This is a genomic window from Pseudomonas sp. LBUM1673 (genome assembly GCF_059695645.1).
This window is the reverse complement of sequence record NZ_CP166780.1, coordinates 3,436,574-3,456,169: the sequence shown is the minus strand read 5'-3', so window position 1 is coordinate 3,456,169 and position 19,596 is coordinate 3,436,574. Positions and strand designations below refer to the sequence as shown.

Annotated in this window: 16 protein-coding genes and 1 pseudogene; 5 read left to right on the top strand and 12 right to left on the bottom strand. The window is 53.6% G+C overall.

Going from position 1 to position 19,596, the window contains the following annotated elements; all coding sequences use genetic code 11:
* Positions 1–239: 239 nt before the first annotated feature.
* From ACA044_RS15875 to ACA044_RS15860, 4 genes are all read left to right on the top strand, one after another.
* Positions 240–2,435, top strand: coding sequence for an SEC-C metal-binding domain-containing protein (locus ACA044_RS15875; RefSeq protein ID WP_497442265.1), 2,196 nt, complete (start codon positions 240–242; stop codon positions 2,433–2,435).
* Between the two features lie 361 nt (positions 2,436–2,796).
* The gene (locus ACA044_RS15870) at positions 2,797–3,657 is read left to right on the top strand and encodes an OST-HTH/LOTUS domain-containing protein (protein WP_497442264.1); all 861 of its coding nucleotides are present in this window, start codon (positions 2,797–2,799) and stop codon (positions 3,655–3,657) included.
* Between the two features lie 481 nt (positions 3,658–4,138).
* The gene (locus tag ACA044_RS15865) at positions 4,139–5,941 is read left to right on the top strand and encodes a hypothetical protein (protein WP_497442263.1); all 1,803 of its coding nucleotides are present in this window, start codon (positions 4,139–4,141) and stop codon (positions 5,939–5,941) included.
* 310 nt (positions 5,942–6,251) lie between these two features.
* Positions 6,252–6,620: a hypothetical protein gene (locus ACA044_RS15860; protein ID WP_497442262.1), complete on the top strand. Its 369-nt coding sequence runs from the start codon at positions 6,252–6,254 to the stop codon at positions 6,618–6,620.
* A gap of 73 nt (positions 6,621–6,693) precedes the next feature.
* Here the strand turns inward: ACA044_RS15860 and ACA044_RS15855 are convergent, their stop codons facing one another.
* The 4 genes from ACA044_RS15855 to ACA044_RS15840 all read right to left on the bottom strand — a co-directional run bounded on the left by ACA044_RS15855 (position 6,694) and on the right by ACA044_RS15840 (position 12,841).
* Positions 6,694–7,047, bottom strand: a complete 354-nt coding sequence (locus ACA044_RS15855) for a hypothetical protein (RefSeq protein WP_493176541.1) — start codon at positions 7,045–7,047, stop codon at positions 6,694–6,696.
* Positions 7,048–7,171: 124 nt separating this feature from the next.
* Positions 7,172–7,711, bottom strand: a complete 540-nt coding sequence (locus ACA044_RS15850; RefSeq protein ID WP_497442261.1) for a hypothetical protein — start codon at positions 7,709–7,711, stop codon at positions 7,172–7,174.
* Positions 7,712–8,069: 358 nt separating this feature from the next.
* Entirely contained in the window at positions 8,070–11,570 is a 3,501-nt protein-coding gene (locus ACA044_RS15845; RefSeq protein WP_497442260.1) for an ATP-binding protein, read from the bottom strand.
* Positions 11,567–12,841: a metallophosphoesterase family protein gene (locus ACA044_RS15840; protein WP_497442259.1), complete on the bottom strand. Its 1,275-nt coding sequence runs from the start codon at positions 12,839–12,841 to the stop codon at positions 11,567–11,569. The genes ACA044_RS15845 and ACA044_RS15840 overlap by 4 nt, the downstream gene beginning before the upstream one ends.
* A 1,007-nt stretch (positions 12,842–13,848) precedes the next feature.
* On the opposite strand from ACA044_RS15840, the pseudogene ACA044_RS15835 reads away from it, so the two are divergent.
* Positions 13,849–14,166, top strand: a pseudogene (locus tag ACA044_RS15835) (TetR/AcrR family transcriptional regulator); the annotation flags it as partial.
* 28 nt (positions 14,167–14,194) lie between these two features.
* Here the strand turns inward: ACA044_RS15835 and ACA044_RS15830 are convergent.
* The 8 genes from ACA044_RS15830 to modA all read right to left on the bottom strand — a co-directional run bounded on the left by ACA044_RS15830 (position 14,195) and on the right by modA (position 19,595).
* Entirely contained in the window at positions 14,195–14,623 is a 429-nt protein-coding gene (locus ACA044_RS15830) for a hypothetical protein (protein ID WP_497442258.1), read from the bottom strand.
* A gap of 46 nt (positions 14,624–14,669) precedes the next feature.
* Positions 14,670–14,954: a hypothetical protein gene (locus ACA044_RS15825; protein ID WP_497442257.1), complete on the bottom strand. Its 285-nt coding sequence runs from the start codon at positions 14,952–14,954 to the stop codon at positions 14,670–14,672.
* A 312-nt stretch (positions 14,955–15,266) separates the two neighbouring features.
* Positions 15,267–15,497 (bottom strand): hypothetical protein, encoded by a 231-nt coding sequence (locus ACA044_RS15820; protein ID WP_008012835.1) that lies wholly within the window; start codon positions 15,495–15,497, stop codon positions 15,267–15,269.
* Positions 15,498–15,628: 131 nt separating this feature from the next.
* Complete coding sequence (locus ACA044_RS15815; protein WP_497442256.1) at positions 15,629–15,889, bottom strand: hypothetical protein; 261 nt, start codon at positions 15,887–15,889, stop codon at positions 15,629–15,631.
* Positions 15,890–15,959: 70 nt separating this feature from the next.
* Complete coding sequence (locus tag ACA044_RS15810) at positions 15,960–16,997, bottom strand: DNA topoisomerase IB (RefSeq protein WP_497442255.1); 1,038 nt, start codon at positions 16,995–16,997, stop codon at positions 15,960–15,962.
* A 75-nt stretch (positions 16,998–17,072) separates the two neighbouring features.
* Positions 17,073–18,152, bottom strand: a complete 1,080-nt coding sequence (modC, locus tag ACA044_RS15805; RefSeq protein ID WP_497442254.1) for a molybdenum ABC transporter ATP-binding protein — start codon at positions 18,150–18,152, stop codon at positions 17,073–17,075.
* Positions 18,153–18,155: 3 nt separating this feature from the next.
* Positions 18,156–18,836 (bottom strand): molybdate ABC transporter permease subunit, encoded by a 681-nt coding sequence (gene modB, locus ACA044_RS15800; protein WP_497442253.1) that lies wholly within the window; start codon positions 18,834–18,836, stop codon positions 18,156–18,158.
* Complete coding sequence (modA, locus tag ACA044_RS15795) at positions 18,837–19,595, bottom strand: molybdate ABC transporter substrate-binding protein (protein ID WP_497442252.1); 759 nt, start codon at positions 19,593–19,595, stop codon at positions 18,837–18,839.
* Position 19,596: the final 1 nt, after the last annotated feature.

Below are 19,596 nucleotides of genomic sequence, written 5' to 3'. Positions count from 1 at the left end.
GGCCCTCCTGCCGGTCGAAGCCAGTGGCGAAAATGTGCGTTGGCGCCACGTCGAGCACATCTGCTCGGCCAAAAACTACCAATCATAACCGGCAGCGATTAGCCCGAAACGGAAGCTCACCTCCTCATGAAAGTGTCCGATCGATACTGAATCCCGACGCTCGTGGTTTGTGCTTTCGCTGTAGGCGCTGCACCTTTGAGTAGCAGCGTATGTTGTGAGATCAGCTCGATCCGCTGGCGATGCGTAATATCAAGGGAGTGAAAATCATGAAGAAGGTGGCCAAGCCGATGCGGTGCGAACAAGCGATCTTTGACGAGTTGGCAGAACTGTGTGTCTCGCCAGGTTACGTGCATGCCATCTCCTACCTTTGCTTCCGGGACAACATCATCCTTTATTCAGGTGAGATGAAGGCTGATGACATGCAGCAGCTCTTCTCAAAGGGGCGACTAATCCGCACAGAAACATCTACCGTCATCGGCCTGATGCTGAAGAACGACATCGACTGCACCTTGCCCGCGCCGAAGACGCTCGAAGGCTACGTCAATAAGACAGAGGCATTACTCGAAGAGATTCACCACACCATGTCGGCTGCGTTCTTTAATGATATTGATCCGGCCAACATCGCTGACAATGATTTCAATCCGTTCACCAGCGGTGCTGTCCTGCGAGAGCCTATCTTCTACGGGGGGGAATCCGCCTACAGCTTCCAGTACCGCGACTTTTCGCCGACCAAATATGGACGCGATGACGATTGGCTCGTTGCGAACAAGCAGTTCTCCATCCAAGATGCCCGCAACGTCGTTTATGCGATCTCGCGTCTGCTGGACGAAAAGGCGGGCGATACGCTCCAATCGATGCGCACGGCCGCCCCGAAGGATTGGACGTTCCTGCCATGCATTACATTTGCGATCCAGGAAGTGGCCGGCTGTGCACGCATGGTCCCAGCAGTCGTAGAGCGCGTCTTGAAGGCCTTTGCAGCGCCGGCAGGCGCGTGCAATGAGCAGTTCACGGCGCTAAACGACTTCAACATCATCAACGCCAGCCCTCTAATCCCTATGCCGGATGGCCGTTACGCCCTTTTTCATATCTATAGCTTGGTCGAAGCACTGTATGAAGCGCCGTTCTATTGGATGGGCGCTGACAAGGCCTATGTCAGCACTGCGATGAAGCACCGCGGCCTATTCACAGAGCAGTTCGCCGTCGAGCGACTGACACAGATCTTTGGTGCGGACAACGTCCTCTCCAACATCGACATATTCGGATCGAAGGGCAACAAACTTGGAGAAATTGATGTCCTTGTCCTGTTCGGCGATCGCGCCCTGGTCCTGCAAGCAAAGTCGAAGCGGCTGACGTTGGAAGCCCGACGTGGTAACGACCTCCAAATCAAGGATGACTTCAAGAAGGGTATTCAAGATTCGAGTGATCAGGCATACCTGTGTGCCCAACTGCTGGAGGAAGGCAAATGCGCGTTCCGGGATGCAGCTGGCAATGTTGTGCCACTGCCGGACAAGCTCAAGCGCATATACGTCCTGTGCCTCATCGCCGATCACTATCCGGCACTAAGCTTCCAGGCACGGCAATTCCTGAAGTGCGCTCCGACTGCGACGATCTCGCCGCCATTTATAATGGACGTTTTCGCGCTCGATGCGATGACGGAAATGCTGGGGTCACCGCTCCAGCTACTCAGCTACATCGACCGTAGGACGGGATATTCCGAGAAGTTAATGGCGTCGCACGAACTAACGATCCTGTCGTATCACCTCAAGAAGAACCTGTGGCTGAGTGATGAGCACAACATGCTCTTGCTGGATGACGATATTTCGGCAGACTTGGACTTGGCAATGCTTGTTCGACGCGAGGGCATTCCCGGCAAGAGTACGCCGGATGGCATACTTACACGGTTTGCCGCGACGGCGCTGGGTCGCATTACAAAGGCCATTGAGGCCTCGCCAGAGCCCGCCACCATTGACCTTGGCTTCACGTTGTTGACGCTTGACGAGGATACCGTCATTGCAGCTAGTAAGGCCATTGATCACATAGCTCAACTTGGCGTGGCCGATGGCAAGAGCCACGACTTCACTGCTGGCTTAGGTCAAGGAGATACCGGTCTTACTATCCACTGCAATAACGACCCGATTGAAATTGCGGGGCCGAGCCTGCAAAGGCACTGTCGCGCCCGAAAGTATACCCAGCGAGCGAGAACTTGGTTTGGCGTGTGCCTTCGTCCGAATGATCAAGCTCTACGCTTTGGGATCAATTTGGATTTTTTGTGGCAACAGAGCGACGAAATGGATGTCCTGACCCAAGGCATGGGCAAGGCGACCAGACTGCACGCTATTACATCAAGGCCGCGCTCGAATGGCCCAAAGGTTGGGCGCAACGCCCCTTGCCCATGCGGCAGCGGGAATAAGTTTAAGAACTGCTGCCTATCATGATTCGCTGGCATCTACATGAAGTGCCACCATAGATCGAGAAACAGAATAGGCAGAGGCAGTACTGATCGAGTACGTCACTCAACGGTCGTCCGTGTCGAAGGGAAAACTTCCGCAATGGGGCGAGAGTTAACCTTGGACAAGCGTCAGCTTTCGACCGCTTTTGGCCGTTTTCTGCCTCTGGCTAGGGGCAGCAGTCGACCCGAAGCAGTCGACCGATTCTGTTGAAAAAGTCCGAGCGGATTGACTCAGCCTACACTGAGCTTGAAAAGCGTCCGATTTACGCATTGCAAGCCCTCCTGGCAGGGCAAGCGTATTGCAGTGAATCGCTCCAGCCCTACCACTTATGCCTGAGTCGTTAATCATGGATGAAGTCACTACCATGCCCTCGGATGATGTACCTGACCGTCAACGTATAGTGCAGCGCAAGCTCGGGCGCTGCCTGTTGCGCTTGCAACAATACGAACGGGTGCTGAAAGTCATAGTCGCGCATGGCGAGTTGAGCGGCCCTGCGCATCGGCTGCATACCATCCGTGAGCAAAAGATCGCATGTGCCCAGAAAAAGACCATGGGCACGTTGGTCGGAATGCTGACCGAAAGCTTTCTGACCCAGTCGCCCCAAAATGAAGAATCACAGACGGAAGCCGATGCCGGTGACCAGATCTGGTTCAGCTATCGACATCAGTTGGAAATGCCAGCTGAGCACTATGAGGCAACGAAGGCCGCCCTCAAGGAGCTGGTCGACCTGCGCAATGAACTGGTTCACCGCTTCATTGAGCGTTTCGATCTCTGGACTGAGTCAGGCTGCCAGTCGGCGGACGGTTTTCTGGAGGAAAGCTACGAAACCATCAATCGGCATTGTCTGAATCTGCAATGTTGGGCCAAAACCATTGATGTGGTGGCAGCTAAAGTGGCTTCGGTTATGCAGAGCCAAGCATTTGAAGATGTGTTCGATGGTATCCGGGTGGATGGCTCAGTCAATTGGCCTGGCAGTGGAATATGTTGCTATTTACGGGAAGCAGAAACCAAGTTTGCCGAAGATGGCTGGACTCGACTGGAAGCAGCCGTCCGCTGGATCGGTAGTACCTATCCAGAGCAGACGCCCAAGCGCTACGGTTGCAGCAGCTGGAGGCATACCCTGCACGAATCACGGCAGTTCGAAATACGAAAATCCCAAGCTGATAATGAACCTACTGCCGTCTGGTATCGCAGCAAGGTCAGCTGAATGGGAAACTGAATCGTCCTTCCTTTTGTAAGCGCGCTGACTGACTGCTTCTGGCCGATTGTGTTGAAAAAGTCGATCCGGCTTGGCCAGCCAAACATTAAGCGGTGAAAACGCCGTTTTTGCATGTTTCTGAGCCCTGAACCTTCTGCTAAACACACGGATTTCAATCTCAGACGCGTACTTTTCTGCCGTGGAAATCGAAGCCGACTGTTTTCAACAGTATCGGCCGATTCCTGCCAGTCACGGCAGGCAGAAAACGAGCCATTACGGACAAGAATAATACAAAATCGAATAATTTCAGTGGCTTATAGTCGGGCGCCGAAAATAGATATGAGCACATCTTCTGTTTAATGTATTAGGTATACATTGACTGGTTGATGGCCAAATAGTAGCGTGCCTACAGATGCTGGTTTCGGGCGATTTTGCTTGTATGAGTGATTTGCTCTTTCTCTAGTGCAAGAGGTTAAAACGGAATTTAAGTATGTCTTCGAAATCTGCTCAAGCAATTGATAGTGTTTATGATGAAGCGAAGAATTTTCTTATTATCGGGCTTACCGGGCGAACAGGGTCAGGTTGTTCAACTGCTGCCAATAAGCTGTGTTCAATGTCTTTGGATGTGCCTTTTGATGGTTACGACGGGCTGACGGAAAATGAACTGAAGAAGCACAAAATCATACATAAATATTTGAGTGGTGAGGGTTGGACAGCATTTTATAAAATCGAGGCAAGATCGATAATTACATATCATCTGCTACTTTTGACGCAGGAACTTTTTGTTAAGTATTTGGTTGAGATTGTTGGCGCTGGCATTCCTGTGGGGAAGGCAGAGCGAATGTATGATGATCTAATTTCTGTACGCGAAGAGCTTCAGCGGCTTCATGTGTTTAGGAAGAGTGGTGATTTGGGTGCGATTGAACCGTGGATGGATTTATATTTTGAGAAGCTACCTGTAGCCACGGAGGTAATTAAGGCGTCTTTAGGGACGGCCAATTTTACTAAGCTGTATCAAAGCGCGGGAGACAACGTCAGGTCTTCTGGTGCTGCGAATAGTAGGGTTTTTAATGTTGATGAGTTATTTAATTTCCCAAAGCACCTGAATTTTTTAATTAAGCTGGTACGTAGATCTACTAAAGCAAAGGATGTCCCTTGTAGGATTGTGATAGATGCAATAAGGAATCCGTATGAGGCATTTTATTTAAAAAGAAGGTATGCGAATTTTTATCTCGTCTCAATAAATACTCCTGATTTTCAGCGTTTGAGCAGCTTGCGCGATTACAGAAAACTTTCTAGCAAGGAAATTTCTGAGCTTGATAGTAAGGAATATCCAGGGAAGATTTCCGGTGAAAATAAATTCATTGCGCAAAACATTCAGGCCTGCATAGAAATCTCTGATATCCATATTCATAATTCAAAAACTAACGAGTTTAATCAGAATGATTTAGTGGGGCAGCTGGCTTGGTATTTGGCTCTTATGATGCACCCTGGTTTGGTAATGCCGACGTCTGTTGAAAATTGTATGCAGGTTGCTTATACGGTTAAGCAAAGTTCTGGCTGTATATCCAGGCAGGTTGGCGCCGTGGTAACAGATGACAGTTATAGCGTGAAGTGTGTAGGATGGAATAGTACACCCCAAGGGCAAACCCCGTGCCTTTTGAGAAGCGCAGAGGACTTGCTGCGTGGAAATAATAGTTTGGATTACAGCGACTATGAACGAAATGACAACGTTTTTCGAAAGGCATTGAGTGACAAGTATTTTGGATTGATTCAATCCGGTGCTACCCAAAGGAGAAATGTCCCATTTTGCTTTAAAAGTGTTCAAAATGAAATAGAAGGCGAGAAGAATCAAGTTCATACTAGGGCGTTGCACGCAGAAGAGAATGCTTTTTTACAGATAGCAAAAAATGGAGGGCAGAAACTTCTTGGTGGTATTTTATTTACTACTGCGAGCCCATGTGAGCTTTGTGCGAAAAAAGCTTATCAGTTAGGTATTGTTAAAGTAATTTATATTGACCCGTACCCAGGGATTGCTACAGATCATATACTTTCTGTTGGTGCAATAAAGCCAAAGCTGGAACTGTTTAGAGGCGCAGTTGGTCGCGCCTTTTATCAGCTTTATCAACCACTGATGCCTTATAAGGACGAGTTGGATTTATTATACTCTATAAGGCCTTATCATAATCCCGAGAGCCCGTCGAAGCGATTTCTTGAAGAGGAGAATAAAAAATTACTCGCTGATATTGAAGCTCTGAAAGTCGAGTTGCGCGCCTTAAAGGGAGAGGGCTAAATCGACTTCACCGTTCTGCGCTATCGGGCTGGAAGGGATTGTGCATATATGGCATGGTCTCGAAAGTATAGGCAATGCAGCGATTGGATCAGAACGGAGGAGGGGTGATGAGGAAGACGCTAGGAAGTCGATGGAAACGCTGAAAGCGTTCAATATTTTCGTGTTACACCTTTGCCCGAGAGAAGGTAAAAGGTGACAAGGTAAAAAGGCAAAAGTAGACAAATTTATTTTGAGATATAGATCTGCCACCTTTTAGTCCGAAAACCCGTCCCTTAGTTTGATCGTTAGATGTTACATAAGAGGCTTGTTTATGGCGATAAATACTTACGGTTTTGATTCGGTAGCATGGGGTGTCGCGAAGCAAGAAGGTAAAGTTGTATTGCAAGCATGCGCGCGCGCACGACAAATGATCACTTATTCCAATTTCGTTCAACGGCTTTCAGCAATCACCATAGAGGCGCATGATCCTCGTCTTGCGCATTTTTTGGAAGAGATTACATCCGAAGAAAGTGCCGCCGAGCGAGGTATGCTCACGGCGTTAGTAGTACATAAAACAGGAGACTTTCAGCCTGGGCCAGGTTTCTTTGAGCTGGCTCGGAATCTTGGTTATCAATTCACTGACATTGAGAAGTTTTGGATTCAAGAAGTTAAGCGGGTTTTTGAAATTTGGGCAAAGTGAGGGTTGTGTTGCCTGACAATGTGCTCAAGGCAAAAGGTGGTAGATTTATATAAATAAATAGATCTGTCACCTTTTACTGTAGGAAGACCTCAAACTTCTGCCATCCGGGCGCCGCATTCTCTGCAGTAATCTGGCGCAGCATTGAGATAACCTCTTCACGACTGACAACTTGCCCCTTTACTGCCGGATTGGTTGTAAGGCGGCTGATGAAGTACTGTCGCCCCTCGTTGCTAATAGAGTACTGGCCGTCGCTGTGCATCTCTAATCGCCCCGACTCCAGATGGGTGCGGTAGTTACCCATGAAACGAGAAATATCGAAGCGCTCACCAGCCATCAGACCGGTCACTTCCAAGATGGCCTGCATGTAAGCACGCATGTCACGGGAGTTTGCGGTAGGTGGTGTGATCATTTTATTGAGGAATGCCATGATTATCTCCTAAGTAACAGTCTAGATGCAAATATAAATCAGGTGGTGAAAAGAATATTTCTGGACTCGGACATCCCCGCGAGCGAAGCAAGCAACGTGATAGCTAAACTAGGTAAGGGCTATTTTAAGCAGCCCCTTGATCATTCATTGTCGGTAGTTTTGCCTCTGCATAAGATACAAATACTTGGAGGGCATCCACGCAAAATCTTATCTGTTCGCGATACTGTAACCACGACTGGACTCCCTTCGCGCCGTGGAACATGTTGTTCCTGAAGCGATAAACAACATAGGTAAGTAGCTCAATGACTTGCTTCTTCGTGAGTTTCTCAAAGGGAATAGCAAGAATCCTTTTGAGTGCGTCAACCATCCGCGTCGAGGTCTTTTTGTCAGGGATGAGGTTGGCAAGTTTTTTGGGGTCTTGGTAGCGAGCATGAAAGTGATGTGCAGGGATGTTTAGCGAGTCAAGCGCAATCTTACTGCTGTTAACGACTTCATTTGCGAAATCTGGAAGTTTGTTCGGGTTTAGGTCGTTTTGAAAACACTTGGACTCGAAAAGAGACCACGCTAGCAAGAAGTGCATTGCCGTGGGGTCTTTCAATAGGTGTTGTACCTCTAACTCACTCTGCTGGAATAGTTGGCCAAGCCAACTGGAAAAATTTTGCATAACAGAGACCTCGCGCGAAATTATCGGGTTAAGGCCGCTTGTATAACGCGGCGGCCTTTAATATTTTCTTATGTTACCCTAGGATATATATGATACATAGTCTTGATCGCTCCTGGTTACGTAGGTGCTTCTGAGTTAGTAGTTGCTGCAACTCACAGAAGTCAATAGTTTCCGGCGTCGTGGAAGCCCTGATTGGACGCACTGCGTTCGGCGAGTGGAGTAGGCGCATTGTGTATAGGGAAAAAACCATTTTTATTTTTTCTCAATTGTTCCTGAAGATCACGCTGCACCTCGGCCAAGCTTGCCGCGACCCCCTTCGATGCTCTAGAGATAACCTGCATTAGTAATCAGTTGAAACTCATAAGCTGTGTGTAGCCAGCACAGCATCAGCCAAATCAAGCAAGTGTTGGTGATGAGTAAAAAGCAATACTTGACCACCTTCAGAAAACTGCGCCAACGCACGAAGAATATTCTCGGTCCGCGCATCATCAGAGGTGATAAGGACATCGTCCAAAATCAGCGGCATTGGGTGATTTGGGTCACGCTGCAGTTCCAAGGCCGCTAAACGAAGCGCGAGGTAAAGCTGATCGGCAGTTCCTTCACTCATGGCATCGATACCAATATGACTTCCATCACTTCGTTCAGCCTGCAGGACAGGCTGATCAGCAGAATCATCGACAATCAGGCGGGTGTAGCTTCCACCGGTGACTAGCCGGAAATAATTTGAAGCCAAACGCAGCATGGGGGCCTGTGCCCGCTCGCGAAAGCGTTTAAGTGCCTCATCTAGCAGTGATTCAGCAAGTTTCAGTTGCGCCCATGGCCTTATGGCTGCGCGATAGCTAGCAACCGCCGACTCCATGGCTTCACGTGCTACCGCTGCATCATCTGAACCATCGACTTCTGCGAGCAACTGGCGTGCAAGTCGCTCAGCTTCTTCTTTTTGCCGAAGAAGGGTCTCCTGCTCAGTAATATGGGCTTGGCAACGATCGCGCTCGGCTTCGGCCGAGACAATATCCAGCCCCTCCAAGCGCTGCCGTAGCTCTGGCACAGATCGAGTCGAGGCTTGGCGCAGCTGAGCCGCCAAGCCATCCGACTGCTCCTGCTGCTTTCGCTTTTTCTCCGATAATGCCTCTATCTCCTCCAAGCCATCAGCGGCCTCTACGCCTGCAGCCACACACAGCGCTTTTATGCTGGCCTGACCAACGTCATGTCTTTCACTGGCAGCCTGATGCTTACCCTTGGCCGCAGATTCCCGACGATTGAGCTCAAGCAGTTTGGAGTTATTGGTTTTTGACTTGAGCAATCTGGCTTGCAGACGATCAACAAAGTCATGTACGTGGGCGAACTCAGGCTCTGACAGCAAGGCGGCAAGGTTCAAGGCGTTCTCGTGAAATGCACCCTCAGCGATCGTGAACTTACGGATACGTTCTTCGCGGGCACTCTGCTCCGACACCTCCCTGGCAAGCGTTGTTAGCTCATTAAGCCTGGCCTTGACGACCGAGGGAGAACTCTCCGGCATAAGGAAAAGGCGCTCATGCCACTTCATCAATGCGCTTTGACATGACTGCAAGCGTTCGGAGTCTTCACTGATGGCCTGACTTTCTTCTTGAACTTCTTCTTGTTGCGCTTTTATTGCTTCTTCAAGTGACTCTCGTGTGGCTGATGTCTTGATCATGGTCTGATGCCATGAATCCGCCTGCTCCATCAGCGAGTTCAGATCGCTCGCGTCATCACGAGATAGCGCACTTGCACTGGTCAATGCGCTGGTAAGCGTCGCAGCAGCCTGTTCTACCTCAGCGTTTATTTCTGCTGGCGCTCGGCACGCAGAAATGTGCCGCTCATGCAAATCCAGCGCAGCAGCTCGCTGGCTCAACCACTCACGCAATGCCGCTGGCTGAAGCTTTGGCAAATTTGCCGCTGCCAGCCTTTCAGACCACTCGCCTTGAAACTCCTCACGCTCAACAGTATTGGCTTCTTTAAGCCTGTTAATTTCCAATAACTGCTCATTCATTTCGCCGACTCTGGACTCGCATTCGGCTGCGGTGGCGGCTCTTTCGGCATTGTCCCGCAGTACATCGGCCTGACGATCGGCCTCACTGAGCGAGACCTCAAAGGCTTCTGGCAGCGCTCGGTCTGGGTCGAAATCCTGGGCAAGTATTGCTGGGTCATCGCTACGCAGCACATAAGCCTTACGCACCCGTCGCCAGCCATCATCGCGGTGCTCTCTGGCCGTCTTCAACGTTAGAGCCGTCACCACTTCGCCAGTGGTCATCAAGGTTTGCTGGCGGCGTAGCTGCACTTTCAGGTCGCGCGAAATCCCCATCTCTTCATTGCTTAGCGCAGTGAGTTCAGTCTCAAGGCGGCCTAACTCCTGCTCTGCAATGCTAAGCTCTGAAGGCTGCAAGGGTCTGCTTTTTTGCAGGTTCTCAACCGAATCCACACCACTATCGGACAACGCTTGTTTCAACGACCTCGCAAGGCTGTCCATATCACGCAGCAGATCAGATTGCCGCTTAGAGAAGTCACCGAGTGTTTGGGCATTTCGCAGTGCGCTGGCAACAGCCTTGAGTAGGACGGGATCGCAAATTGCATCGCTCCGCGCAGCTTGTTGTACCTTTAACCTCTTTTGCAGGGTATCCAGATGCAGCTTCTTAAGGGCCAAGCCACTGTCCAGCAAGCTGAATTGATCCAGACTCTCTACCAGGGAAACCCGTTCAGCGGCAGAAGGTAGGGCAGCCACGAGTGCAGTTAACGGCTGATCGGCTGAAATATTCCCGGCCACGGCGGTGAGTTGCGCACCATGCGACTCAATTTCATCCTGCGTGTTTAGTTGTTCTTCACGACTACGGATGACGTTGTCCCGCTCCACCACCAGCCGATTAATGGCTACTTCGTGTTCAAGCAGTTTGGGCTCAATAGTAAGTTCAGCCCGCTCTTGGTTGCACTCATCCAACTCCGCTGAAGCTTCAAGCATGACGTCAGACGCATGGCGCATTGCCTGCTCCGCGGCCAAACGTGTTTCACGGGAATTAACGGGCAGTAATGGCTGGCTCTCCAGTGCCTCGAGCTCCGCCAAAACATCGTCATGTTGCTTCAGTAAAGGCTGTACTGTGCGCAACTCGGTCAGTTCGTTAACACGGCGTCTCAGTGCCTGAAGAGCTTGCTCAGTTTCTTCAACTTCTGATTTGGCTACTTCGTGGCTGCGCTCCAGCGCTTTCCATTCCGACGGCTTCGTCAGCGCATCGCGATAAAGCCTTTTCTGTTCTTCCAGTTCTCTGCGTGCCTTATTGATCGTTGCGCTATGGCTTCGTGAGCTGAAGTATTTTTTGGCATCTTCTTCAAGGGTAGCCAGAAGGGTTTTGATACTGGCGGTACCTGAACTGGCCTCAAACAAGGCCGAACCGACCTCATTATCCCCTTTGAGCAGAGACTTGCCGCCTTCGCGTAAACGCTGGTGATTCAGGCCAAACATGGACTCGAACTGCGCACGATCCAGGCCGCCGCTGAGCGCTTGCTCAATGCCGTTAGGCAGCGCTACTCCAGATTCACCTTCACCCGTCAGCGGATTTGCCTGCGTCAGTGTTTGACCGCGGCCCTTATGACGGGCCACCGCGACCTCCTGACCTTCGGCATCCACAAATACCCCGACAATTGCCATCCGATTATGGGCATGCACAAAGTTGTCTTTGCTCTGTTGCGGAATGCCAAAGCGCAAATCACCCATCGCCCGCAGCGCCGAGGACTTGCCTGCCTCATTGGGTCCATAGATCACGTGCAGATTGGCTGACGTGGAGTCAAGTTGTAGGTGTTTATCTGTAAATGGCCCAAAGGCTTTGAAAATAAGGCTTTTGATTTTCATACGCTGGCTCCTGCCTGCGCGAGGCGCGCCAACACCGTCGCCTCCGCATCCATTAAGAGATTGCGCATGGCATCACGATCATCCAGTCGCGGCACATCATGTGTGGTGAACTCCGGCATGACCTCTGCCGGCAAGGCGCCCAGTACACTCTCCAGCGCTTCCCTGGTCCAATTCGCCAGAGCATCCTCATCAGAAGCCAAGCTGTCCACCAGGCGGATTAACTCCGCGATGGCATCCTGGCCCCCTGCGGCTTGACCTCGATCAATTGGTGAGCAGACTTCAACATGCACCTGCTCAATCCAAACCTCGCTGCCGCTTATATCCTGCGCGGCGGCCTGCACTGCAGCGGCCAGAGTGCCGGGTTGGTTTGCTTCAAGGCCATGCAAAATCGTGACACCTGAGAGTATGATCCGTACAGCATGCAGACGATCGCTTGCTTCTTGTACGAGCGCTGTCAGCGCTGCACGCACGCGCTCAGGGATGATCTCGAGCCGCTCCACTCCATCCAACTCGACCGTTACCTGACTCCAGCGCACAACATCCAAGGCAACAAAGCGAGCTTCTATTATCTTACCGGCATCCACCGTCACCAGCTCGCAGCCCTTGGCGCCGGTTTCTTTGGCGTGTCGCCCTTGCAAGTTGCCGGGGAAGACAATACGAGGACTTTCAGCGACAACTTGGCGTTTGTGTATATGCCCCAGAGCCCAATAGTCGTAACCCTTGGCCGTGAGCGCACTCACGCTGGTCGGTGCATATGTGTCGTGGCCGGCTGCCCCGGTGAGGCTGGTATGCAGCATGCCAATATTGAAGTAGTCGTTAACGGGGGCTGGGTAGGAAGGCACCAGATCTTCCGGCATAGCGCGATCCGGAAAGCTGTAACCATGAACAGCTACAGTTAATTCATCAAGCTGTACCGTTTCTGCGGTACGACTGGAGAAGACCTTCACGTTCAGCGGCAAGGGCAGCTGCCGGCTGATTACTCCCTGCGCATCGTGGTTACCCTGCACAATGAACACCGGGATATTTTTCCGATTCAACCGCACCATTTGCTCGCGGAAAAAAAGTCCAGTGTGAAAATCCTGCCAGTCGCGGTCATACAGATCGCCGGCCAGCAAGACGAAATCGACCTGCTCCTCCAGCGCCAAGTCCACCAGCCGCTCCAGAGCCTGACGGGTAGCGTTGCGCAAGCGCTCGAGGGGAGCGCCTTCGTAACGGCTCAAGCCGCGTAGCGGGCTATCGATATGCAAATCAGCAGCATGGATGAAACGCATCAGACAGCTCCTTCTGTTGGTGTTTTATAAAAAAACGCCCAAGCAATGCGGTAGTCGGTTTGGCGATTGGCCAGATAGTAGGTTTATATATCCGCCCCATAGCAGGGGCGATATTAAGCTGCTCGTATTGCGACATCACTGAGAGCCATCCTCCCGAGCCAAGGGACACGATTTGACGACGTACATCCCGCCTCCCAGCGTCGAGGAGAAACACGACATCGGCGGCAAGCGGCGCAATCAGTTCGCCAGCAGAGCAAGCATAGCCACTAATCTGCCGCCAGTTCGTCCATCGTCCGCTTTTAGCCGCTTACTGCCCGGCACGACTGGCAGATATGATTGCTCTCGGCCAATCACCAAAACTGACTCTGATCACGCAGGGCGTGGCGGATTGGTTGTTGATCTGTAACTCGTCACAGGGCAACGTAACCTGGACAGTTGATGCTGCTCTATAAAGCTATTAGGGAGGGGGAGATCAAAAGTCTGGAGCCTTCGCCTCAAAGACCGGTCCCTGTCCGTTTCAACCACAAATTCGTAGTTTTTTTGGTAAATCGCCATCTTGGGCGAGCATGAGGAAGTGCCGGGAGGTGCTGCGTCAAAAGTCTGCGCGTTCTAGTATCGGCCCCTGCGTCAAACTATTTTTCCATCTCTGCAGAATTCGTATTCCTAACCCTCATCCTGAAACGGGGAGAGCGATGATGATCACAAGCGCCACCCGGCGACGGCGAAACGGGGAGGAGGGCGCCGGCACGACAGGCGACCGGCTGGATGCGGAGAAGGCGGAGGGGTACTTTCTGTTTTAGGTATACGTATAGGTATACATTACGAACTTATAACTAGAAAAATACAGCAATTAAGCGGTCTCTAGACGGTATGTTCGACCCCGGCTTCGGCACCATATTTATCAAAGGCCTGCATGAGGTTTCTCATGCAGGCCTTTGTCGTTTCTGCTTCGCAATTTCTGAACTCCACCCTCTGCGATCTCAACCTTCGCTACCCCAGACACCCGTACGGACTTGCTCGATCAGTATTACGAGATCGTTTTCGCTACGCCTGCGATGCGTGATATCTGGTCTGGCATGCAGGCGGACAAACAGCTTCTGGCGCTGGAGCTGAAGGAGAGTCGTGTCGCTGGCGGGTTATTGGCCGAGGCGATGCTTCGGGTGTTTCCCGGCAGCGATGCGCAGCAAGTGACCGATGCGGCCTTTTTGATCTGGCATCTGGGTGAGGCGACGATGCGATTGGCCATCTCTTGCGCGCCCGACGAGGGCCGGCGCCTTGTCGAGGCGTTCAAACGCATGTCGCTGGGTGAAATCATGGCCCCGTGACCATGGGTACCTTCAGCTCATAAGGCAGCTACTTCTCCGTCCATTTTCCACCACCGGTTTCGCAATCGATCTTGGCCTGCGGCATGTTCTCGATGCTGTAGTAATAAGTGATTACTTGGGCATTGTCCGGGATGTTCAGTGGATTGCTGTTCTTGTCCTTGCTGATGGACTGAGGGTTGGCCAGCGCTTCTGGAGTCAATGTGCCCAGGCAGGTGGCCCGATAGCGATCGCCGCAATGTTCGACTTTTTTCTTGGTGTTGGTCAGCATTTCCTTGCTCTCGTTGCTGCAGGACCAATCGATGGCATCCACTGGCATGCCTTCGTATTCATAGCAGCTGTGCGTTTCGATCACGGGAACCGAAGGGCTTTGGGATCGGGTTTTCACGTCGCACCCTTGGGCCATCGCGAGCGCGGGGCCCAGGCTGACGATCAAAAGCAGAAGCAGTCTACTGTTCATCGGCGTTTCCTCTCCTGCATCGCCCCTGTGGGGTTCAAGGAGTCAGCTATACGAATGGCTGGCCTGCAAAACCACGGGGCAGCCTTTGCAATCCGGGCATTTCGATCAGCCGTTGGGTCCAGGCTGCGCGCCAGTCATTGGCGGTGTGGACTGCTTTGGCCTTGCGTGCGGCCCGACGTGCAGCATTGCGTTCGGTTTTGCGCGCGTCTTTGAACGCATCGGTATTGCGACAGCTTCTGCATTTCACGCGGGTCAGTATGCTGCTTGAGGTCAGGTTGCTGCCTTTATGCCCGCAGGCCAGGTGCCCGCCGACTTTGAAGTGAGTGACCATGGGGTATCTCCTTCGTGATGTGTAATCGTTCGACATCCGGCGGACGGGGGCGTTCGTTCGCGGTTCAGCAGGCAAAAAAAAGGCCCGCATGCGGGCGGGCCAGGGGATTTCTTCAAAGGAGTGGGTGCACTGTAGAGGGGAAGTTGTGAAGGCGATGTGAAATGGCAGAAGGGCACGAAAAAAAACCGGCAAACCTGGCCGGGTTGGGGTGTAGCGCATGTCTGGCAGGCAGGCATAAGCCTGGTGACGATGATGTCACCGTTCAGGTGCCCTGAATCGGGCTCTGCCCCTGGTTTGAGTACCTTGGTCGACTCATCTGAATCGAGGCAGCGGCGGCTCGACAGGTTTGAGTGAAGACAGTGCGCTGCGAATCTGCGGCGTGTCTTTCTCGATGTCGTTCAGACGATCGCGAATCCTGAGGGCTGTCGGATGCCCCCCTTGATTATCAACCCAATCGGCGATTTCCTTACACGCAGCGGCAAGGCGCGCCTGACGGGAGTCAAGCAGGGTGAGCAGGGTGGTGATGGACTCTTTCTCGGACATGACATACACCTCCGTTCAAAGAAATCGGGTAAAGGGCAACAAAAAGCCCGCGGGGAGCGAGCTTTCTGCCGATGGGTCGCTGATCCTTCAGCTCCTTTGAGTATAGACCCGGAAAATAAAAGAGGTCAGCTTCAAACCAGCGGGGACGCTACCGGCGAGCTGACCGCGTTAAGCCGCCGACATTCGCGTTCGGCGTCCTCTTCAAGATCGAAGCCGTCACCGATGAAGCCGCGAGTGCGGGTATCGGTGATGCGATACCAGACGGCGTCGTCGGGTGGTGGGTGATCGGGTTCTCCGGCCCGGCGGCCATGCACGATGATCTTGTGGCAGCGTTTCACAACGAAAATGTCTTCCATGGCGTCACCGAAGCTATTCGTATTCAGATCAAGCATAGAAGCCCTTTGCGATCATGCAAAAAACAAGCAGGTCAGTTCGTCGGCTCGCAACACCTTCGAATACGTCTCACGGTGTTTCAGTGGCCTCGATGATCTGCTCCAGAAACACCGCCAGCGCGACTTCTTCTGCCCTGAGCCGTTTGCGCCCCCTCGATCGAGGCAGCTCGGCCAATGTGCCCTGCATGAATCCATCGACAACCGCCGGGTGGATGTAGCATTTGCGGCAAACCGCCGGGGTATTGCCCAACTGCCGGGCGACGTTCTTGACCATTTCTACTACATGTCGCCTCGCATCGGCTTCCGATTCCCAGTGCAACTTGCGCAACACTGCCAACGCCAGCGCACTGCCGGCCCAGGTGCGGTAGTCCTTGGCGGTGAAGTCGGCGCCGGTCAGTGTCTGCAAGTAGGTGTTGACGTCGGAGGAGCTGACGGTGTGCCGGTCGCCGTTTTCATCCAGATACTGAAAGAGGTTTTGCCCGGGGATTTCCAGGCAACGCTTGATGATCCGCGCCAGGCGCCGGTCTTTGACGGTGATCTGGTGCTGGATGCCGCTCTTGCCGCGAAACTGAAACACGATTGCGCTGCCGTTGATCTCGACGTGACGGCTGCGCAGGGTCGTCAGGCCATAGGAGCGATTGTCCCGGGCATATTGAGTGTTGCCCACCCGGATCAGCGTCGCATCGAGCAAGGTAATCACCGTGGCCATGACCTTGTTGCGGCTGAAGCCGGGTGCGGCCAGCAGCGCCTCCAGTTGTTTGCGCAGTTTCGGCAGGGCCAGGCCGAAGTCCCGCAGTCGCGAATATTTGTCGGCGTCGCGCACTTCCCGCCAGCGCGGGTGATAACGGTATTGCTTGCGGCCACGAGCGTCACGACCGGTGGCTTGCAGATGACCGCGCGGGTCGGGGCAAATCCACACGTCGGTGTAGGCGGGCGGCACCGCGAGGGCATGGATGCGTTTGACTTCATCCGGATCGGTAATGCGCTGACCCGTCGGGTCGAAATAACAGAACGTGCCACGCAGGAACTTACGAGTGATGCCGGGCTGGCTGTCATCGACGTAATGCAGGTCGGGCGGCAGAACATCGGGTAACGCGGTATCTGGCATGGCGGGCAATCCTGGGCGACGAATCATGGGGCGTTAAGCCATTGACCGCGCCCCGTTGCCGGCGTGCCGAGAAATTCAGGCCAGCACTGCCACCGCTTTGATTTGTGCCCAGAGTGGCTGTCCGGGGTGCACGCCCAATTGATCCCGGGAGTAACGGGTAATCCGCGCCAACAGTGGCGTGCCGCCCGCGTTCAGGCGTATCAGTACGTGGGCAGCGTTATCGGCGCCGATTTCACTGACCACCGTGACCGGCAGGCGATTGAGGATGCTGCTTTGCTCGAGGCCTTGCAGGCTCAGGCTGACATCTCGTGCCTGGACCTTGCAGCGCAGTGCCTGACCCTCGGCCATCGGCGAATGGGCCACCCGAATGCTCAGGTCGGTGTGGGGCAGTTGCAAGGTCAACAACTGATAGTCGGCGTCATAGGCGCTGACGTGCCCTTCGATCACCACACCGGCGTCGTCGCCCAGCGCCAGCGGCAGATCGAGCCGGGCCAGGGTTTCGCCGATGGGGCCACTGGCCAGGGCTTTGCCATCGCTGAGCAGGACTAGGTGGTCAGCGAGCCGCGCGACTTCATCCTGGGAATGGCTGACGTACAGCACGGGGACGTCCAGCTCATCGTGCAGCCGTTGCAGGTACGGCAGGATTTCGTTTTTACGCTGGGTATCGAGTGCCGCCAGCGGTTCGTCCATCAGCAACAGTTTCGGGCTGGTGAGCAGGGCGCGAGCAATGCCTACCCGTTGGCGTTCACCGCCCGAAAGGTTCTGCGGATCACGCTCCAGCAGATGGCTGATTCCCAGTAGTTCAGTGGCATGGGCCATGTCGACCTGACGCTGTTGGCGAGGGATGCGCTTGAGGCCGAACTCAAGATTGGCCCGCACCGACAGATGGGGAAACAGGCTGGCTTCCTGGAAGACGTAACCCAGGGCGCGTTGATGCGGCGGGACGAAAATCCGCTTGTCACTGTCCTGCCAGACCTCATCGTTGACCTGAATAAAACCCTGCTCGGGCTGTTCCAGACCAGCGATACAGCGCAGGCAGGTGGTTTTGCCCGAGCCGGAATGCCCGTAAAGCGCAGTCACTCCTCGGCCGGGCAGTTGCAGGTCTACATCCAGGGCGAACCCCGAATAATTCAATTTCAAGCGCGTATGAATCATCGATCAGCTCCAGACCGTCTTGGTCTTACGGCTGGAGTAGAGCGCCAGCAACACCGCAAAGGAGAACACCAGCATCGCCCCGGCCAGCCAATGAGCCTGGGCGTATTCCATGGCTTCGACGTGATCGTAGATCTGCACCGAAACCACGCGGGTCTTGTCGGGAATGTTGCCGCCAATCATCAGCACCACGCCGAATTCGCCGACGGTGTGGGCGAAACCGAGAATGGCCGCCGTGATGAAACCGGGGCGGGCCAGCGGCAGAACCACGCTGAAGAACGTGTCCCAGGGATTGGCGCGCAAGGTTGCGGCGACTTCCAGTGGGCGAGTGCCAATGGCGGAAAAGGCATTTTGCAGCGGTTGGACCACGAACGGCATCGAGTACAGCACTGAGCCAATCACCAGCCCCGTAAAACTGAAGGTGAGGGTGCCCAGCCCCAGCGATTGGCTGAAGTGGCCGACAAATCCGTTAGGACCGAGCGCCAGCAACAAGTAAAAGCCAATCACCGTGGGCGGCAGCACCAGAGGCAGGGCGACGATCGCCCCGACCGGGCCGCGCAGCCAGGAACGGGTGCGCGACAGCCATAACGCAATCGGAGTGCCGATGACCAACAGGATGACGGTCGTCAGGGACGCCAGTTTCAGGGTCAGCCAGATGGCGGAATAATCGGCACTCGATAGCGTCATTTAGAGTTGGTAACCGTAGGATTTGATGACAGCGGCGGCTTTCGGACCTTTTAGGTAGTCAACCAGTGCCTTGGCGGCCGGGTTGTCCTTGCCCTTATTGAGGATCACCGCGTCTTGTTTGATCGGGTCATGCAGGTTGGCCGGAACGATCCAGGCCGAGCCGCTGGTGACTTTGCCGTCTTTGTAGATCTGCGACAAGGCCACAAAACCGAGTTCGGCATTACCAGTGGAGACGAACTGGTAGGCCTGGGTGATGTTCTGGCCTTCAACGAGCTTGTCTTTGACCTTGTCGGTCAGGTCCTGCTTGGCCAGCACCTGAGTGGCGGCCAGGCCGTAAGGCGCCGTTTTCGGATTGGCGATGGACAGGTGTTGATACTGATTGTCGCTCAGTACCTTGCCCTTGGCGTCGACGTAACCGTCCTTGGCCGACCACAGCGCCAGAGTGCCGAAGGCGTAGGTGAAGCGCGACCCCTTGACGGTGTCGCCTTCGGTCTCGAGTTTCTGCGGGGTGGTGTCGTCTGCCGAGAGGAACACTTCGAACGGCGCGCCGTTCTTGATCTGGGTGTAGAACTGGCCGGTTACACCAAAGGAGCTGACCAGTTTGTGCCCGGTGTCTTTTTCGAAATCGGCTGCAATGGCCTGGATCGGCGCGGTGAAGTTGGCGGCGACGGCGACCAGGACTTCGTCCGCCTGGGCGGTCCCGAAAGCGAACAAGGTGAACAGGCACGCGGGGGCAAAACGTGCGGCACGAATGGTCATG

What these genes read in the sequence shown, in the direction of transcription:
- ACA044_RS15815 (WP_497442256.1), bottom strand. Translation starts at nt 15,889, where the DNA reads ATGCTTGATCTGAATACGAATAGCTTCGGTGACGCCATGGAAGACATT.
- ACA044_RS15845 (WP_497442260.1), bottom strand. Translation starts at nt 11,570, where the DNA reads ATGAAAATCAAAAGCCTTATTTTCAAAGCCTTTGGGCCATTTACAGAT.
- ACA044_RS15810 (WP_497442255.1), bottom strand. Translation starts at nt 16,997, where the DNA reads ATGCCAGATACCGCGTTACCCGATGTTCTGCCGCCCGACCTGCATTAC.
- ACA044_RS15875 (WP_497442265.1), top strand. Translation starts at nt 240, where the DNA reads ATGCGTAATATCAAGGGAGTGAAAATCATGAAGAAGGTGGCCAAGCCG.
- modA (WP_497442252.1), bottom strand. Translation starts at nt 19,595, where the DNA reads ATGACCATTCGTGCCGCACGTTTTGCCCCCGCGTGCCTGTTCACCTTG.
- ACA044_RS15865 (WP_497442263.1), top strand. Translation starts at nt 4,139, where the DNA reads ATGTCTTCGAAATCTGCTCAAGCAATTGATAGTGTTTATGATGAAGCG.
- ACA044_RS15860 (WP_497442262.1), top strand. Translation starts at nt 6,252, where the DNA reads ATGGCGATAAATACTTACGGTTTTGATTCGGTAGCATGGGGTGTCGCG.
- modB (WP_497442253.1), bottom strand. Translation starts at nt 18,836, where the DNA reads ATGACGCTATCGAGTGCCGATTATTCCGCCATCTGGCTGACCCTGAAA.
- ACA044_RS15870 (WP_497442264.1), top strand. Translation starts at nt 2,797, where the DNA reads ATGGATGAAGTCACTACCATGCCCTCGGATGATGTACCTGACCGTCAA.
- ACA044_RS15855 (WP_493176541.1), bottom strand. Translation starts at nt 7,047, where the DNA reads ATGGCATTCCTCAATAAAATGATCACACCACCTACCGCAAACTCCCGT.
- ACA044_RS15820 (WP_008012835.1), bottom strand. Translation starts at nt 15,497, where the DNA reads ATGTCCGAGAAAGAGTCCATCACCACCCTGCTCACCCTGCTTGACTCC.
- modC (WP_497442254.1), bottom strand. Translation starts at nt 18,152, where the DNA reads ATGATTCATACGCGCTTGAAATTGAATTATTCGGGGTTCGCCCTGGAT.
- ACA044_RS15850 (WP_497442261.1), bottom strand. Translation starts at nt 7,711, where the DNA reads ATGCAAAATTTTTCCAGTTGGCTTGGCCAACTATTCCAGCAGAGTGAG.
- ACA044_RS15840 (WP_497442259.1), bottom strand. Translation starts at nt 12,841, where the DNA reads ATGCGTTTCATCCATGCTGCTGATTTGCATATCGATAGCCCGCTACGC.
- ACA044_RS15830 (WP_497442258.1), bottom strand. Translation starts at nt 14,623, where the DNA reads ATGAACAGTAGACTGCTTCTGCTTTTGATCGTCAGCCTGGGCCCCGCG.
- ACA044_RS15825 (WP_497442257.1), bottom strand. Translation starts at nt 14,954, where the DNA reads ATGGTCACTCACTTCAAAGTCGGCGGGCACCTGGCCTGCGGGCATAAA.